This window comes from Acinetobacter sp. YH12039 (assembly GCF_013420015.1).
Lineage (GTDB): Bacteria > Pseudomonadota > Gammaproteobacteria > Pseudomonadales > Moraxellaceae > Acinetobacter > Acinetobacter amyesii.
This window is the reverse complement of the sequence record NZ_VOZA01000006.1, coordinates 93,339-111,716: the sequence shown is the minus strand read 5'-3', so window position 1 is coordinate 111,716 and position 18,378 is coordinate 93,339. Positions and strand designations below refer to the sequence as shown.

The following is an 18,378-nucleotide window of genomic DNA, read 5'->3' as shown; positions in this document are numbered from 1 at the left end:
ACAAAAAAATTTGCTTAAGAGTTAAATACTCTTAAGCATTTCAATTTATACATTCAATTTAAATCGCAAATAATCATCTAACCTTTTACTTTCGACTACTTCGTTATGTGGTATCAATAAATAATACCAAGGTTTAGTCGACACTGTTGAGGCGTTTTTGCACCACTCACTTCCAGCCTGAGCTTTTATAATCACCTCTTCTGAAGTCATTTCATTCTCTGCTTTTGTTTCTGCAAGCAAATAATACTTTTCCGTCTCGACTACGAAGTCTGGAATATATTCAGGCTGTGCCCCTTGAAAATTATAATAAATTTGGAATTGGCCTTTCGCAGGCTTAAACCATTTATTACTATCTCGCTCTAAAATAATTGCAAAGCGTCTTTCTGTATCTGAATCAAATTTTTGAAAGACCATAAGACATTTTGAGAAACCCGTAAAAAGTAGTTTTTTAATCGACATTCCTTTAGAAGGTGTCACGCGAATAGACTGAGGTGGAATTTCCTTTACTGCCGTAAAACTTGGCTGTTTTAGCTCAACAAAACTGCGGTTAATTACAACATTATAGTTTGATGCATTTTCCCAATGATGCTCTTGCATTTGACCATGAATATTATTGGCTATCGTTTGATAATTTTGTTCAACAACCTGTATTACCTCATCATCAGTTAAGTAGGTTTTGAAATAATCTACCATTTGATTCGACAAGTTATATAACAAATCAGCCTGAGTAAAATAATCAATATCATCAAAATCGATCAATGCATAAACAATACGGTCTTGAGGACTCTTTTCATTTAAGGCTTCATCCGCCTTAATACTGAAAATTTGGTTGTTACTTAAGTTTTGACCAATTAATTCGCGCTCTTGTGGCTGTAAATGCAATCCTTGAACATCAAGATCAAATGAATGATATCCAGTTGTTACATCATCAGAAGGTGTTACTGAAATACGTGGAATATCAATCGTATTTTGAATATGTACTTCTGTAACCTGCTGAACAATTTTTAGCACTTCTTCTTCGGATGGAAGTTTTTTGTTACTTTGCTCATCGCCAAAATCTAACTCTTGAACCATACTTGAGGCATTTTCCTGAATTGTCTTCAGTACATTTGCTGTCATTTGTGCTTGAACTTCATGACGAGTTAAATCTTCACTATGTTTTACAGTTTCAGTATTTTTAGCCTGTGCTTGAATCTCTTTCTTTACTTGCTGAATTGTCTGAATCACTGTTGAGTTTGTTAAATCCAAATCTACTTGTAGCTTTGTCTCATTGGCCTTTTCATCTTTCGACTCAACCTGATCTTCGATAGTAACAGTTTCTTGAGTATCAGTTAGCTGACTATGTCCCGTACCTAACAGCACATCTAAACGAGATGTACTTGTTACACTGATCACTTCTTGCTCTTCATTTTCAGGTTCAAGAATATAAGTCTTTAATTTAAGAATAGAATCTTCTCGATTCGCCTCATCTACAATATCTTGGAATCGATCATGAGCAACAATACTCAGGCGATCCACTTCCTCTACCCCTGTACGTTTCCCATAAGGCAAACGCAAACCACGCCCAATAGACTGCTCCACCAAAGTACGAGCATTTGCAGCACGTAAAGGGATGATCGTATAAAGGTTTGTTACGTCCCAACCCTCTTTTAGCATGTTGACATGAATGACGATTTCTGTTGGTTCATTTGGATCTTCGACTGACAGTAGCCGTTGTGTGATCTCTTCCTCTTTTGTACTACTATCAACCTGAATTACTTTATCTTTGTATTGACCTTTGAAAAATTCATCAGATTCAATACGCTCTTTTAATTGAGCTGCATGTGTCGTGTCACGTGCAATAATGAGGACAAAAGGTTTAACTTTTGACTGACCTGTATTTTGCGCATAGTTAATTAAATGCACCTTAGTCATTTCATGTAAGCGAATACCGTCTTTAAGCTTGATCTCTTCTATCTGTTCTGTGCTTAAACCTTTAGGATCAAAATTACGCTGAGTCACTACGGCAGGTTCTTTCACAAAGCCATCTTCCATTGCTCGCGCTAATGGATAATCCATCACTACATTTTTAAATGCAACTGGACCTCTATTGGTTTCAACAAACGGGGTAGCTGTTACTTCCAAGCCCATCAATGGATTAAGCTCATTAATCGCTTTAATCCCTGCACTTGCACGATAACGATGTGACTCATCCATTAAAAGTACTAAGTCATCTAAACCAGCTAAATGATTAAAATAGCTTTCCCCTAATACTTCACGCATACGCTTAATTCGGGGCTCTTTACCGCCACGAACTTCGCTATTAATTTTTGAGATGTTAAATACATTAATACGTATTTGCCCTAATAAACTTGCAGTTGCAGTATCGCGACTATCGTAGTTATCACCTGTGATAATCATAGGTGATTGGAAGTTAAACTGAGCTAAATTTGCAAAAACATACTTAGGTGTATTCGGGGTAAAATCTGTAATTAACTTTTCATAAATCGTTAAGTTTGGTGCTAAAACAAAGAAGTTATTGATACCATAGGCCAAATGCAAATAAGCAATAAAAGCACCCATCAGGCGTGTTTTACCCACACCTGTCGCCAAACTAAAACAAATACTTGGAAAGTCTCTGTCAAAGTCAGCTAATGTTGGAAATACTGTTTGTAACTTTATCAATGTTTGCGCATTAACATCAGTATCTCGTCCCTGCTTCGTTAATAACTCTTTGGCATTTTGAATTGCTAAATCGAGTTTTTCTAAGCTTTCAGCTTGTGGCGCACGCAAAGACAAGCGTGCTTTTAAGTCTTTAACAACTTGGGCAACAGGGTTACGCTGTGAATGTTGAATTGATGCTGTCATGTTTGATCCCCAAATAAGTCACCCGTTACCTGACTTTGTTCTTGCGTATTTTTAACTTTTTTTGCTTTTGGCTTTTCTTCAATATCTGGTTCTGACATTGGCAAATTTTGAACATTCAAACTGTAATCATCGTGCCCCCACTCACATGCTTTAATGATACTGTTTGGAATTTTCTTTAACGTTAGATTGATAAAACGATCAATATTTTTAGAACGCCAAGCACTCGCAATAATCAGCAAAGTACGTCCTTCACCTACTTCTTCAGAAATCGCTTGTAACTGTTGATCTGTCAATGTCTGTGTCGTGACATAAATAAAATCAGTTTCACTGCCTTTACCATGATTCCAGTATTCAGTTTCTGATGGCGTATAGGTGTAACCTTCTAGCTTACACATTGCTTCAACTAGCATTTCCTGATTATATTCAGGATTGATGACCCAATTATCCCATTGATCTTTTTTCATCAAGCTTGGAGCGAGTTTGTAATAACGGAAACCTCCACCACTTTGCCAACCAGTAGACTCCGTTACACCACCTTTGTCTTCGCCATCAATGACTTTTTGCAGACGTGGGATAATGTGGGTATGACAATGCTCACCTAGCTCCACCATGATCCACCGACGACCCATTTTATGGGCAACTGCGCCAGTAGTACCCGAACCAGCAAAAGAATCTAAAACTAAGTCTCCCTCATTTGTTGCAATTTGAAGGACTTGCTTTATAAGTCTTTCAGGTTTTGGTGTATCAAATGGAATTATTTCAGGAAATAGAGCCTGCACTTCTCTTTTAGCTTCTTGAGAGTGTCCAACATCTCCATGAGGCCACCAAGTTCTAGGGACGACCCCTGTCTGGACATCAGAAAGAAATAATTTTACTGCAGGATTGTTATCTCCATTTTCCCCAAATAAGATTCGACCGTCATTTACCATTTGCCAAAAGTTTTCTTCGGTCATACGCCAATGGCTACCTTTGGGTGGCGCAACTTTACGACCAGAAGGGATAGTAATTGTATACATCAATCCCTCGTGTCTTTCTCCGCTAGCAAAAATAGGGCCAGATCTCCATGGACCTCTTGGATCTTTATCAGGGTTTTTGTATTTGCTCAGGCTTTCTTCATTACGTGGTAAGAGATTTCGTACTTTTTTCCAATCTTGTCCCATTGGGGAATAGACTAAAATGTAGTTGTGCGCTGGAGAAACGGCAGCCGCATTACTTCTACCATAGAAATTTTCCCAAACCATCGAACAAATAAATGCATTTCTGCCAAATATTTCATCACACATTACTTTTAAGTAATGAACTTCATTATCATCAATTGCTATCCATAAGCTTCCATCAGACGCAAGTAACGTTTTTATTAGTTCTAAACGATCCCGCATTAGGCCTAGCCAGATAGAATGCTCTAAACCATCTTCATAATGAGTAAATGCACTACCAGTATTGTATGGTTATATACACTTGAAATCAATTAAACTCCACGTAACTAATTGTTTAATTTAAAAAATAAATGATATAAATTTACAATACATTAAGGTTTTGTAAATTTTAATCCAAATACTTTAAATAAAACACTATAAATTTACACTTTAAGCAACTGAGTCAATGGCATTCTAAAACTGCGGCCAACAACTGAAGATAAGTTTTACTGGAGCAGTTTAGAATTAGCCAAAAATTTAAATTTATAACACTTCAATGTATGGATACGCTGAATACAACTATGCGTATTCTTATTTAAATGAACAGGCTTTCTTATTTTAAGTTGGATGCCTGTTCTTATTTTACTTGGACAACAAGTATCTAAATCTGCTGCCAATCATCTGCTATCTCTTTCCAATCTACTTCACGAGTAACAGACTTTCCTTCATGATCTTGACCCGTCCATACATGCCAATAATCCGGATCGTCTGATCTTGGTCTCTGTTCCGCTGAGAGATAATTCATATGTACTAATACTGGTAATTCTGAAGCCCAACCAAGTAATATTGCATTTCGTGATGGTAATGATGGTAAATCTCGTAATAACCCACGGAGATTATCAGGCACCAACTTGTGTATCAGCTCTTGATCTCGTTCATTACTAATTCGATGAAGCAAAAAGCTATTACAGGGCTTACACAACAAATTTCAGTAATGATTGATAAATTTCATGATAAGTATCAATCTGAAATTTTAGATTTGTTTTTTCGCGTTCAACGTGATTTATCAAATAATTATGTACTAACTGTATATAGTGCTACAGAACGTGAATGTAAACCGCTTTCGATGAAAGATTTCATCCCTCTTAGAAATGAAAAGTATCTTATCATTGCACCAAATACAAATATCATATTAACCCCTCATGAAGTTGATTATCCAATGGATATTCAAGGTGTTGAGGGCACAAATGAAAAGACATGGAAAGCAATCTTCGGAGAAATACTTTTTAAATACAACTATTTTTATTACGAAACTGAATATGTATCACCCAAATTTATTTACAGAAAATGTGCCTCCAACCACTGAATTATATAAAGCTTAATTGACCATTATTTGAATCTGCATATTATATAAAAAATATATTTAATCTTTATTAAATAAAATTTCCTTTAATATTTCAGGCTGATTTCTTAACTCATGGATGATTGTTTCAGCAATGTATCCACCACTGTAAGGCATCTTATACCCAAACTTTTTCATCTCTTTAGAAGGATATTTTGCTTTCAGTATCTGATTAAGATTGTTAAGTTCGAGCTGTAATTTTTCTATTTTCTTCGCAATTGATGCTGGCTTTCTTCGCACGCCATCTGACTGAGCTTTAGCATACAACTGCTTACTCTCCTGCTCTAATTCACTGAGCATTTTTTGCTTAAGCACAAATTCAGACTGAAGCCACTCAATATCGTTAACCTCAAAAGCTTTGACCAGATCATCAAGCACAAAATGAACAGCTTGATTTAGATTCTTCCATTTACCATGACATGCCACTTGTTCCCTTAAAATACGATATATAATTTCACGTCTTGGGTATAACTGCTTGTCGTAACGAGCTTTGACTGCAATGATTGCCTTTGCACTTTTGGCAAGTGTACTATTCTGAATAAACTCCGCCCCACCAAGCATTTGCACATAAGCAATTAAAATATCTGAATATTGCCTTTGGAAAATTTTGGCAGGCAAGTTATTCACATCAGGTCTTAATGTATTTATCTGCATTAAAAGCTGTGCAATCTGGAATGGCTTGAAAGGGATTGAAACCACATCTCCCATCATTTCTAAATGAAAAGCTGACTGCTCACTCAATGGAAAATCATTCTGCTGCATTCTTTTTATGATTTTTTCTTTTTGATCAATATATGATTGATTCTCCGTTTCTATTAATTCATTATCCAATTCACACTGATAGTAGTAACCAAAGTTTAACCATATATCCTGCTCAAGCTGCTCTAACCTTGATAATTTTTTATCAATCATAATTTATTAAAATACAGATAATTGCATAGCATAATACTACTATATTTCTAGATATGCGTACTGCTCTATTTTAAACATTTTCTAAATTTTATAGTTACCCCATCAATGAACTGATCTAATAGTTTTAACATTATAGGTTGATTTCCAGCCAATATTTAAGGTTAAAAAATTAGTTCTTTTATCTAATTGCGATAATCACAAAAGGATCAAAGATATGGGCTACTTAACATCTAAAGAAATTCGCCACAAACTCAAAAATTGCTCTGCATCTACTTTATGGCGTTACCAACAACCTAATCAAAAAATGTTCGAGCAACCAATGCCTCAACCTATTAAGAAATGCGCTGGCTCTACTAGCCTTTGGGATGAAGAAACGTTTAACGAATGGTTAATCAAATATTTCAATAACAACCAAATGAGTAATCTGTCTAGCTAGACAGATTACTTAACTTTTTCCACCATTTTTTATAAGCCTTCGACATCTCTTTTTGATAATCATAATAGTCATATGTCCCCTGTTCCCCAGGCATCACATGACCAACCATCAATTCCGCAACATCCCTACTTGTAAACGCACTGAAATTTGTCCTTGCTGTACGCCGTAAATCATGCATAGACCAATGATCCATTTCAATTTTATAATTCTTCCTTGCAAATTGCATGAAGTTATAAGGGGTATCTGTTGGCCCACTACGCCCCATTGGCTCTTTGCCATTTTCATGTGGGAAAATGTATTCAGAATTACTCAAATCCATTGCAGATTGAAGCCACGGTTTGATCTCATCAATAATAGGTCGAACAATGTCCCCTTTACTTTCTCCTGTCTTATGATTTTCATACGGTACTGTCCATGTATTTTTACTAAAATCAAAATCTGATTTCCGTGCAAGCCTCAACTCACTATATCGATTACCATAAAACAAACATAACTTAAGAAATAAAACATTCCTTAATGATGTTCTAGACTCATCACAAATTTTAAAAATTAAAGACAACTCATCATATTGTAATACTCGAACAGTTTTATTTTTCTTAATATTCAGGTCACGCTTTCCAGTGATATGTCTTATGGGATTTTGCTCAATTAATTTTCGATTAATCCCCCAATCCAAACACTGCTTTGTATTCGTAAGAATGCGATCAGTTATCGATGGCGACTGTTTAAATTGCTCTTCTAGTAAATCTAACCACATATGTAATGTGATTTGCTCAGCAGGTATGCTACCTAACTTTGGGAAAACATAAAGTTCAAATGATCTCAAATATTGATCTGCATTCTTTTTATTAGGAATACTATATTTTGCATGCCACTCACGGAATAACGCTTCAAAAGTTATAGCCTCTGTGATCTTGTGAAGCTCTATTTTTTTATGAATACGCGGGTCATGTCCCTTTTCTAAAATTGCTTTCATTTTCTGCAATTCAATACGAGCCTCTTTAAGGCTCATATTTGGATAGGTTCCCAAGTCTAAACGAGCTTGCTTATCGTTATATCGAAAACGCATCTGAAAAGTGAGTTTTCCTTTTTGCGATACACGAACGCTCAATCCATCTTGATCAGACTCTGTATGTATAGCTGAACGTTCACGATCTAGATTCTTCTTAAGCCACGTATCTGTTAAAGGCACTTTACTCCACCTGTGTACATATTTTTTTCAAATAGAAAATTCTAGAAAATGTGTACACATATATGTACACAAACATACTGACTAGACTTGAAATCTATTGAATGGGGTTGAATGATATACCAGATAGAGAATATCAATATTTTTATATTTTTACAGCACTTACAATGCTTTTATTATTATATTTGAAATAGGTTGAATGGGCTTGAATAGATATCAAATATTTGGGTGGGAAATAATAGCGAAAGTACGTCGCTGAGCGACCTGTGTCGCTAATTCTTCTTTAAAACTCATGAAAGACACCTACTGCAAAACTCGCAGTGCAAAAGATCAGATCTGATCAATATGGAAAATTGGCGATATTGTATCAGATTGACCATTAAAAATAATCAACCACATCGGGTTGAGTCAAAATCTTAGCGTGGCGTGTCTTGATGTTTTACATTGGATGACGACCTGTTTTTATCGACGATATAACGTATTCCACTGTCTTTTCTTCTATACTCATTGGCAATGCGATAAGACCACAAATGACCTTATTCAACTTTCGCTTTCATGCTTTCTTCAAGCTGTGCCACTGGCATCGGCATTCCTAACAAATATCCTTGTAACTGTTGGCAACCTAAACGTTTTAAAATTTCTGCTTGTTGTTCTGTCTCTACACCTTCTGCAGTGACTGTTAGCCCCAGTCGAATTGCCAAGTGAATAATACTTTCTAAAATAATTTCTTCTTTAGAGCCAACGCTCAAATTGCGGATAAACTCACGGTCAATTTTCAGTTCATCTACAGGCAGTTCTTTTAAATATAAGAAACTTGAATGTCCCGTTCCAAAGTCATCAATCGCAACTTTAATCCCCATCTGTCTCAAATGTTCAAAAGTCACAATACTGGCATCGATATGATGCATCGCTGTTGACTCGGTAATTTCAATAATTAAATTTGACGGGTTAATTTCAAACCGTGCAAAAAGCGACTCTAAGGTACTAAATAAATGTTTATGTTCAAACTGAATGGCTGATAAGTTGACCGCAATCGGATACAGCGGCATGTTCAGCTTTTCCCAGTGCTGAATTTGCTTACAGGCTTCTTCAAGCGCCCAATAACCCATGGCAATAATTAGTCCTGTTTTTTCCGCGCCATTAATGAACTTATTTGGCGTCAGCATACCTAAGGTTGGATGATTCCAACGAATTAAGGCCTCAACCCCACAAATTTCACGATCAGTGGCATTAAATTTTGGCTGATAAAACAAGCTAAACTGCTGTTCTTCTACCGCTTTATATAAATCATTGATCAGTTTCGTCTGACTTTTTTCTTCAAATTGGTCGGCAGTATAATTAAAAAACGAATAGGTATTACGCCCCTGATACTTCGAACTCAGCATTGCAGTGTCTGCATTGATCAGCAGATCTTGCAAGTTCGCACCATGTTCAGGGTACATCGCAATACCAATACTGCCTGAAATATTGATTTCCTTGCCTGCAATCAAGAAGCTTTCTTGCATCAATTCCAATATTTTTTCAGACATTGCTGTGGCAGAGTCATTGCTTGCCGACTCGAGCACAATCAGAAATTCATCGCCACCGATTCGTAGCAATTTGGCTTGATCATCGATTAAACGGTGAATACGCGTAGCAATTTGAATCAGCAGTTGATCACCGACATGGTGTCCAAACACATCATTGACCGCTTTAAAACGGTCAATATCAATATAAATAAAAGCAATTTTATCTTGTCTTAAACGATGCTCTGTAAATAGGAAATGTGCATATTCAGCCAAAAACAGTCGATTAGGTAAACGAGTCAAATTGTCCTGTACCGCTTGATTGGCCAGTTCTCGATTTGCGCGCATCAACTGCAAACTGCGATGCTCTAAACGTTGCTCTAGTACTGCAACGCTAAAGGCTGCCATCAACAATAAACTGGTGACAAATAAGACAATAAACAGCAATAAATTGTGATTAATTTGAGCCGCGACCAATACATCCATCGAGTTTAGCGGTACAAAATCTACAGCCGCCATTCCTATATAATGCATAGCGACAATGCTAAAAGTCAGCATCACGGCAACAAAGGCATTCATGATGTTACGTTTAGACGAATACTTATTTTTAAATGTCAGCCAAAATGCTAAACCTGAACCACAAATCGCGACCAAAATTGAACAGATAACAATTAAAGGTTCGTATCGTTGCTCATAACCCTGAACGTCTAAACTCAGCATCCCCGTGTAATGCATTCCGGAAATGCCTAGCCCCATTAAAACTGAGCCTAAAATTAAACGAGGAAATGGTAGCGTCAGTCGTGTGGTTAACCACACGGCAAAAGTGGACGCAACAAAGGCGATAAAATAAGATGTTAGGGTCAGACTAGTATCAAAACTATGATTTGAAGGCAAATGGCTGGCCATCATACCTACAAAATGCATGCACCAAATCGCAGCACCTAAAATTGCACCGCTGAATAATAAAATGACATTTTCATATCTTGGTCGTGTTCCACGGAACAACATTTGTTCGAGTGAAACAGCTAAGTAACAACTTAATAATGCAACTACGATTGAACCAACGACTAGATTGTAATCATAATGAATATGGGTCATATCAAGCGTTCCGCTTAGGTTATCGTGGCACTTTCTTTAACCGAATTACCCAATCTATCTCTTCCCTTTAACTTGTTACATTTTCAATTACTTACTTATTTTCTCTTAGAATCTATTAGTCTACGGTAATGGTCAAGTCTTTCTTTCAAGATTTTAAGCAACTGATTAATTTAAAAAAATAAAGCTTGATGAAGTTCACTAAAACTTAAACTTTTGATAAAAATTGCATCAGGTGTTTATTATTTTAGAACAGTTTCTAATCATAATAAAATGAATAAGTTAGAATCATTTATAGATTGCTTTCTAGATTTAAATCGAACACCGCCCTACTCACAAAAAAAATAGCGAGCCGTAGCTCGCTATTTCTCAATGGATAAATTCATCTTTTCTGTCAAAAACTCAAGCAATCATCTCAATGTTATTTATGGATGAATTACTTACTTTTTGGCTGTTGTTGTATGCGTTTTGCCTTGTAATTTGGCATAGTCCATTAGCACGTTTGCTGCTTCCGTCACAAAGACTTCTTCTTCAGGCAGTGCTGGACGTTGGTTCGCCTTCATTTTTGCACGTGCCTCCACCAATGCATCCATAGACGCTTGGTAGCTTTCCCAGTTGGCATAAGGCTTTTGACCCACCACTTTACGACGCTGATTTTCAGCATCCAAAGACTTTTGCTCTAGTGCCAACAGCTCGGCTTTACGCTTCGCTAAGTCAAGCACCACACGCTTTTGCTCTTCTGTCTTTTTCGCAATCGCAGTACGTTGCTCTAAATATTTAAATTGCGGATCAATGCTGACACGTTGCTGAGATGACTTAATCAAATCGGGAACATAGGCTTGGATCGAGCCTTCACGTTTAAACGGTGCTGTAGGAATGGTATCCCACTGTAAAGCATTTTTCGCTTTACGTTCACCAAACTCTTCATTGTAAATATCAACCAACTTAATATCAGGCACGACTCCTTTATTCTGGGTACTGCCGCCAGTCACGCGGTAAAATTTACGTTGCGTTAAGGTTGCTTGACCATAGGCTAAAGAGTCAAGTTGTACCTGCGCTGTTCCTTTACCCGTTGTGGTGCTACCAATCACCACACCACGTTCATAGTCTTGAATCGCAGCAGAATAAATTTCACTCGCAGACGCCGAAGCCAAGTTAATCAATACTGCCAATGGACCTGCATAAGTTTGCGCGCCCCCATCATCATCTTCAAACACGCTGACATTGCCATTGCCATCACGGATTTGCACCACTGGACCTGATTTAATCACTTGACCAAGCATACGTGCCACTTCTTCAAGTGAGCCACCAGGGTTGTTACGCAAGTCAACGATGATACCTTCAACATTTTGAGCATCTAAAGTTTTTAAGGCTTTATTGGTATCTTCTGATACAGAGCGATAGTCTGTACCTGCACGACGTGCACGATAGTTCAAGTAAAACGATGGAATTTCAATTACACCGAACTTATGCTTTTTGCCATCACGCTCAATTTCAACGGTACGTGAACGCACGCCTGCATCTTCTTCTTGAATCACATCACGTACAATTGTGACATTTCGCGCTTGATTCATGGACGCACCAGCACCCAATAAACGTAGAGTCACTTTGGTGCCACGTTTACCACGAATCAGTCCGACAATTTCATTGCTCGGCCAACCGATCACATCCACCATTTTGTCGCCATCTTGGGCAACACCAACAATGCGATCACCTGACTTGACTTGTCCTGATTTGCTGGCTGGACCACCTTCTACAATCGTTTCAATTTTAGTGTAGTCTTCGTTGCCACGTTCAGGACGAATCGACACCCCAATCCCTTCCAATTGCAGCGTGGTTTGACGGTTCAATTCCATCGCATCTACAGGTGGGAAATAGTTACTGTGCGGATCATACGTCAGCATCATGGCATTCAGAGTTTTGTCGAGCACATCATCGCTTTTTAAACGACTAATCCGCTCTAACTGACGTGTATAACGCTTGGTTAAAGTCTGTTCAGGTGTTAAGTCTTCAGGACCTGTTAAGTCTTGACCATTTGCTAGGGCAGGATCATCTTTCAACGCTTTCTGTTTGGCTTTCTCTTCTTCTTTGCTGATGGTTAAATTGATCAGCTGAGAGACCAACATTTTATTCCAATGCGCACGCTGTTCTTCTGTCGACTTAAAGAATGGCGCTTTTTCACGATCGGTTTCGATGTAGCTATTCGGTTGATTTAAATTTTGTGGCTTTTTCAGCTCTTCCAACATATAGGTGTAGAACTGTTTTAAGCGCTCACGATATTGCGCATGAATGGCATACGGCCCTGTTAAATTGCCCGCTTTGAGATTTGCGCCAAAAGTTGGGCCATAACGTTTTTTATAATTTTCAATGTCCGGTGCCAAGAACAACGTATGTTCAGCGTCTAAACTATCAATATAAAAATCTAAAATACGGTTAGAGGTATTGGCATCTAAACGCTGATTTAAATAGTGTTGACGGTCTACCAATGTTGCAAGCTGACGTGAGACCAAGGCTTGTTCTTGAGTGGGTTGAATAGTACCCGCACTCACTGCTTCTGTATTATTGGCAGCAATTGCGTCATTCACCACATGAGTGAAAAAGAATCCACCTGTCGCAATCGCAACGGCACAAGCTAATGTTTGAAGTTTCATAAATAATTTGTACTTCCTTGGTATTAAGACCAATATTACCGTGTTGGTTTCGACCTGAATTGAATAGATTCAAAATCTTAAACAACTTAATATGTTTATGTCGTGTAGTTTTATCATATTCTCTGCTGACAAAGTGTAGCAAATCATTGCAGAATTCAGGTATTGTTTTTCCTTAAAAATTCCAACACGGACACCGAATATGATTGGCGCATTAATGCTCGACATTGCTGGCACAGAACTCACCCAAGAAGATATTGAACTATTACAGGCACCACAAGTTGGCGGCATGATTTTATTTGGTCGCAACATTGAATCTCCTGAACAAGTTCGTGCCCTGACCGACCATATGCGTCAAATTCGTCCTGATATTTTAATTGCCGTCGATCAGGAAGGTGGTCGTGTACAACGCTTAAAGCAAGGCTTCACACTCCTACCAGCTATGGGTAAGTTTGGAGAACTTTACTTAACTGAACCTGAAAAAGCAGTTGAACTGGCTGAACAATGTGGCTGGTTGATGGCGGCTGAAGTCCTTGCGGTCGGGATCGATTTCAGTTTTGCACCAGTGCTGGACCTAAATAATGTCAGTGATGTGATTGGTGACCGTGGTTTTGCCAAAAATATGCAAGACATCATTCCACTTGCAAGTGCCTTCTTAAAAGGTATGAAACGTGCGGGGATGGCATCTACAGGTAAGCATTTCCCAGGCCATGGCTCGGTGAAAGCAGATTCACATATCGCTGCTGCTATTGACCATCGTAGTTATGAAGAAATCTATCAAAAAGACATGCAAAGCTTTATTCAACTGCAACCACAGCTTGATGCCTTAATGCCTGCGCATGTGATTTATGAAAATATTGATCCTAATCCTGCTGGTTTCTCACCGTATTGGATTCAGAAGGTCTTACGTCAAGAGCTCCAATTTGATGGCGTTTTATTCTCCGATGATTTAAGCATGCAAGCCGCTTGTGTCGCTGGCGGTGCAGATGCTCGTATCCAAGCAGCATTAAATGCAGGTTGTGATATGGGCCTCGTGTGTAATAACCGTGAATCTGCATGCATTGCGCTTGATGGGATCCAAAACTTAGCTCTTCCAAATCAGGAACGCCTAGAACGTATGCGCGGAAAAATCCCACAAATTGAGATTGGACAAAACATTGAACTCGGGGCGGACTGGCAAAACGTGCGTAATCGTATTGTGGATTTTAAAAATCAATATTGCTAATCCAAGACTTTCAAAATTCTAGAAAATGGAGCACGACAAGGTGCTCCTTTTTGATTTATGATGAAGACAAAATAAATGCTTCGGCGCTATACAAAAATTGCCAATAAAAACAACATTAGGTCAGGACGACATGACACAAAGTTTATCGGAACATCGACATATTTCTTTTACTGCACATTACACTGGCTATATTTGGTACAGCATGGGGATTTCGCATCCCGTTTTTGCCACACGTAAAGGCAAATTTTTAGCACGTTTAGTCCATCCTTTAGAAAGCTGGGCAGAAAAAAATGTGGGCGGTAGCATGCGTTCGACGCTTAAACAGCGCCATGCCATGATCGATCAACATTTAGATCAACTCATTACCCAACACCCTCAGCTACAAGTACTCGAAATTGCCTGTGGCCTCTCCCCGCGCGGTTGGAATTTTCGTACCAAGCATCCTGAAATTGACTATCGTGAACTCGACTTGCCAGATATGGCAAAAATCAAAACACAGGCACTCAAACAGATTGACCCGCATGCCCCCGAGGTCTTAACTGGCGACATTTTCACTCAAGATTTTGAACGTATTTTTCAGAGTTTTGACCCTGAACGCCCTTTGGTGGTGATTAGCGAAGGTCTGATTAATTATTTTGATCAAACCCTACTGAATAAGTTATTGCAAGGGATCACCGAATATGGCGCCTCGTTTCAGGAATTACATTATCTGACCGACATCTATCCAGAACCCGTTAAAAACCGTTTAGCACGTTTTATTTGGGCCAGTAGTAAATTACTCAAAGTCATGTCTCGCAGCGCTTTTACTTTTCATTTTCAATCCCCTGCTGAATTACAGCAGTTTTTCACCCATACAGGATTTGAAGAAGTAAAAGTCGTTCAGCCGGCCTTATACTTTCCACAACAGCAACATGAACAAGTGATTCCTTTCCACGATGCAGAGCAGCACTGTGGCGATTTGGTTTGGATGGTCCATGCCAAAACAAAAAAACAGCGCTAAAGCGCTGTTTTTTTTAGTTTTTCATGTTTTAACTGACGGTTTCTAATAACAATACATCTTCTTTTTGGCGTTGTACAAAGCGTAATAAGCGCTCTGCCAACTCAAAACTACCATGCTTAAACAAAGCGCGAACCTGTGTATCCACAACGTCAAAGATGAGACATTCAATTTTAAACTCCCCTTCTTCGTCTTCTAGATGTAAAGCCAAATCTCGTGGATATGCGTGCATGGAGTCCAACATTTCAGCCTGCACATTCAACAACACACCAAAATAATTTAAATCCATAATTTGAGTATCAACCACAAGGTCTGAATGGCGATGAGATAAATGCGTGAATGGCTGTTGTACACTTACACGCGCTTCGCCACGGCGTTCAATATTTTGCATTTGCTCACGGCTCATTGGAATGATCCCGTCCAACTGCTGAATAGACTCACCGCGTAGATAAGTTGCAAACAAATTCATGGTTTCCTTACGGCGTTGCAACTGCGGTAAATGATCCGCATTGGCAATCATGGCAAATTGCATATTCGGACATTGCAAGGCAAAGCCCGCATTTTCATGTGGCAAAGTAAAACTGTCGTACTGCCCGCAAGACACCAATACATCACACTGTGGAATCGGCACGTCTTGCAAACGCAGCAAACGGTTACAGTTAATGTCATAACGCTCTTGTTCGGTATTGGTGAATTCAGCCATTTGTCTAAAGAACAAACGCTTTGCTGTCGGTGACATCCGCGTCACATCCAGTTTGGCATGATTGACCAAATACAAAATCACCGCTTGACCAAATTCATCCATGCGCTGTTCTTTCATTAAGTGCAAGGATTCTTCAAGCAACATGCGCCAGCTCTTGCGCGTTTTTTGCATCACGCCCATTAAAATCATGCGATCAATCAATTCAGGACGTTGATCGGCCAGACCTGCTGCCACCACTGAACCTAGTGACATCCCCATCACGGATACTTTTTCTAGCCCGACGATATCCAACCAAACGCCCAACATCTGCGCCAGATCACCCAACTCTAAAGTCCCTGCTGACACGGCTGTATCGACATTGGTAATTTGCTGGTTTGAGCCCATGGAGGGTAAATCAATTAAAATAATAGGGCCTGCCGCAAATAATTGTTCGACACAATATTTGTAGGAATTAAAGTTTTGAAATGCCCCACCAATAATAACAATCGGTGTGCGATGAATGGTTTCAGGTTGTGCAATGGCCATATATTCGACCTTCCAGCCATCAATCCATGTCGTTCTGGCAGGCTGTTTAAAGCTTTGCTTGTCATACAGATCGAAAAAACTGTAATGCGTACTTTCCTGTACGGTGGGATCCATTTGGATAATGGAATTCATATTCCTTTCCTCCATTCCTGCCTTATTTTTATTGTCAGGAATTCATTTAGAGACTCTGCTCGACTTAGCGTCCTGCTCTTTAATCGTTATTTGTACGACTTCAATGTCGCTATTGTTTCATTCTATACAGAGGTTCATTTTACAAGCAACTGATATCCCCGCCGCTTATCTACTTTTGTTCTAAAAACAATTTCAAAATGTTAATTCTGGTCAATATGAGTAACCGAATATGCACTTAAGTGCTTCATTGTTCAGTCACAGGCTGTTAATATCGAGTTGAAATTTCTAAGTGATCAAACCGCTATGCAAGAGTCTATTGAACAATATATGCAAACGGTAGGACAGCAAGCACGCACAGCATCACGTGTGCTCGCAGGGGCTTCTACCCAGACTAAAAATAATGCCTTATCAGCAATTTATACTGCTTTACAAAACAGTGAAACTGCAATTTTGGCAGCTAACCAAGTGGATATGACCAAAGCGCATAACAACAACTTGGATAGTGCTCTACTTGATCGCTTAGAACTTACCCCCACACGCTTTAAAGGCATGCTCCAAGGTCTAAAAGATGTGATCGCACTGACTGACCCGATTGGCGAAATAACCGATATGGCCTTTCGTCCGACAGGTATTCAGCTTGGCAAAATGCGCGTGCCGCTAGGCGTTGTCGGCATGATTTACGAATCTCGACCGAATGTAACGCTTGAAGCCGCATCTTTAGCACTTAAATCAGGCAACGCGATTATTTTACGTGGTGGTTCTGAAGCTTTGGAATCTAACCAAGCGATTGCGGCTGCGATTCAGCATGGCTTAACTACCGCAGGTGTGCCTGAACATGCCGTTCAAGTGATTAATACCCCAGATCGTGCCGCGGTTGGTCAATTAATTACTATGCCTGAATATGTCGATGTGATCGTACCTCGTGGTGGCAAAGGCTTAATTGAACGTATCACCAATGATGCACGTGTGCCGGTCATCAAACATCTTGATGGTAACTGCCATGTTTTTGTGGAAGCTCAGGCTGATTTGCAAAAAGCATTACCTATTGCGCTCAATGCCAAAACACACCGTTATGGCGTATGTAATGCCATGGAAACCTTACTTGTCGATGAAAATGTCGCTGAAGAGTTTTTACCACGCATTGCTGAACTTTATGCGGAGAAAAAAGTTGAACTTCGTGGCTGTGCTGAAACGCAGCGCATTTTGGGTGAGTCGATTGTTCCTGCAACTGAAGAAGATTGGTATACCGAATACTTAGGCCCGATTTTGGCAGTGAAAGTCGTTACTGGCTTAGATGAAGCGATTGAGCACATCAACAAATATGGCTCACACCATACCGACTCAATCATTACCGAAAACTTCAGTTTGGCGCGTCAGTTCTTAGCGCGTGTAGATTCGAGTTCAGTGATGATTAATGCCTCAACGCGCTTTGCAGATGGGTTTGAATATGGTCTTGGTGCTGAGATCGGTATTTCAACCGATAAAATCCATGCACGTGGTCCAGTCGGTCTTGAAGGTCTGACTTCTCAAAAATGGATTGTATTTGGTGATGGTCAAATTCGCCAATAACACCCAATAAGACAATGAAAGCTGTGCTTTTCTGATTAAAGGCACAGCTTTTTTTAT

10 protein-coding genes and 3 pseudogenes are annotated in these 18,378 nt (G+C 39.1%); 5 read left to right on the top strand and 8 right to left on the bottom strand.

Annotated elements, in window-relative coordinates; translation table 11 throughout:
• Positions 1-45: 45 nt before the first annotated feature.
• Entirely contained in the window at positions 46-2,847 is a 2,802-nt protein-coding gene (locus FTT98_RS04855; protein WP_180177068.1) for a DEAD/DEAH box helicase, read from the bottom strand.
• Positions 2,844-4,283: pseudogene (locus FTT98_RS04850) on the bottom strand (site-specific DNA-methyltransferase); the annotation flags it as partial. The pseudogene FTT98_RS04850 and the gene FTT98_RS04855, both read right to left, overlap by 4 nt.
• Positions 4,284-4,953: 670 nt before the next feature.
• Between FTT98_RS04850 and FTT98_RS04845 the strand changes: the two are divergent.
• Positions 4,954-5,349, top strand: a pseudogene (locus FTT98_RS04845) (hypothetical protein); the annotation flags it as partial.
• A 57-nt stretch (positions 5,350-5,406) separates the two neighbouring features.
• On the opposite strand, the gene FTT98_RS04840 reads toward FTT98_RS04845, so the two are convergent.
• Positions 5,407-6,297 (bottom strand): hypothetical protein, encoded by an 891-nt coding sequence (locus tag FTT98_RS04840; protein ID WP_180177067.1) that lies wholly within the window; start codon positions 6,295-6,297, stop codon positions 5,407-5,409.
• 214 nt (positions 6,298-6,511) lie between these two features.
• Here FTT98_RS04840 and FTT98_RS04835 point away from each other — a divergent pair, with 214 nt between their 5' ends.
• On the top strand, positions 6,512-6,733 hold the full coding sequence (locus tag FTT98_RS04835; protein WP_000541018.1) for a hypothetical protein: 222 nt from the start codon (positions 6,512-6,514) through the stop codon (positions 6,731-6,733).
• Here the strand turns inward: FTT98_RS04835 and FTT98_RS04830 are convergent.
• The 4 genes and pseudogenes from FTT98_RS04830 to FTT98_RS04820 all read right to left on the bottom strand — a co-directional run bounded on the left by FTT98_RS04830 (position 6,726) and on the right by FTT98_RS04820 (position 13,173).
• Positions 6,726-7,925, bottom strand: a complete 1,200-nt coding sequence (locus FTT98_RS04830; protein ID WP_180177066.1) for an integrase arm-type DNA-binding domain-containing protein — start codon at positions 7,923-7,925, stop codon at positions 6,726-6,728. The genes FTT98_RS04835 and FTT98_RS04830 overlap by 8 nt on opposite strands.
• A 219-nt stretch (positions 7,926-8,144) precedes the next feature.
• A pseudogene (locus FTT98_RS18335) lies at positions 8,145-8,216 on the bottom strand (hypothetical protein); the annotation flags it as partial.
• A 242-nt stretch (positions 8,217-8,458) separates the two neighbouring features.
• A complete protein-coding gene (locus FTT98_RS04825) occupies positions 8,459-10,525 on the bottom strand; it encodes an EAL domain-containing protein (RefSeq protein WP_180177065.1) in 2,067 nt (688 codons plus the stop codon).
• A gap of 437 nt (positions 10,526-10,962) precedes the next feature.
• A complete protein-coding gene (locus tag FTT98_RS04820; protein ID WP_180177064.1) occupies positions 10,963-13,173 on the bottom strand; it encodes a carboxy terminal-processing peptidase in 2,211 nt (736 codons plus the stop codon).
• Positions 13,174-13,372: 199 nt separating this feature from the next.
• Between FTT98_RS04820 and nagZ the strand changes: the two genes are divergently transcribed.
• Together nagZ and FTT98_RS04810 are read left to right on the top strand one after the other, a co-directional pair.
• Positions 13,373-14,395, top strand: a complete 1,023-nt coding sequence (gene nagZ, locus FTT98_RS04815; protein WP_180177063.1) for a beta-N-acetylhexosaminidase — start codon at positions 13,373-13,375, stop codon at positions 14,393-14,395.
• Positions 14,396-14,525: 130 nt separating this feature from the next.
• A complete protein-coding gene (locus FTT98_RS04810; protein WP_180177062.1) occupies positions 14,526-15,395 on the top strand; it encodes a class I SAM-dependent methyltransferase in 870 nt (289 codons plus the stop codon).
• 28 nt (positions 15,396-15,423) lie between these two features.
• Here the strand turns inward: FTT98_RS04810 and FTT98_RS04805 are convergent, their stop codons facing one another.
• Complete coding sequence (locus tag FTT98_RS04805) at positions 15,424-16,752, bottom strand: alpha/beta fold hydrolase (RefSeq protein WP_180177061.1); 1,329 nt, start codon at positions 16,750-16,752, stop codon at positions 15,424-15,426.
• Positions 16,753-17,055: 303 nt separating this feature from the next.
• On the opposite strand from FTT98_RS04805, the gene FTT98_RS04800 reads away from it, so the two are divergent.
• Positions 17,056-18,321, top strand: a complete 1,266-nt coding sequence (locus tag FTT98_RS04800; RefSeq protein WP_180177060.1) for a glutamate-5-semialdehyde dehydrogenase — start codon at positions 17,056-17,058, stop codon at positions 18,319-18,321.
• Positions 18,322-18,378 lie beyond the last annotated feature (57 nt).

Coding starts and splice junctions, on each gene's coding strand:
- FTT98_RS04855 (WP_180177068.1), bottom strand. CDS start 2,847: ATGACAGCATCAATTCAACATTCACAGCGTAACCCTGTTGCCCAAGTT.
- nagZ (WP_180177063.1), top strand. CDS start 13,373: ATGATTGGCGCATTAATGCTCGACATTGCTGGCACAGAACTCACCCAA.
- FTT98_RS04805 (WP_180177061.1), bottom strand. CDS start 16,752: ATGAATTCCATTATCCAAATGGATCCCACCGTACAGGAAAGTACGCAT.
- FTT98_RS04810 (WP_180177062.1), top strand. CDS start 14,526: ATGACACAAAGTTTATCGGAACATCGACATATTTCTTTTACTGCACAT.
- FTT98_RS04825 (WP_180177065.1), bottom strand. CDS start 10,525: ATGACCCATATTCATTATGATTACAATCTAGTCGTTGGTTCAATCGTA.
- FTT98_RS04800 (WP_180177060.1), top strand. CDS start 17,056: ATGCAAGAGTCTATTGAACAATATATGCAAACGGTAGGACAGCAAGCA.
- FTT98_RS04840 (WP_180177067.1), bottom strand. CDS start 6,297: ATGATTGATAAAAAATTATCAAGGTTAGAGCAGCTTGAGCAGGATATA.
- FTT98_RS04820 (WP_180177064.1), bottom strand. CDS start 13,173: ATGAAACTTCAAACATTAGCTTGTGCCGTTGCGATTGCGACAGGTGGA.
- FTT98_RS04835 (WP_000541018.1), top strand. CDS start 6,512: ATGGGCTACTTAACATCTAAAGAAATTCGCCACAAACTCAAAAATTGC.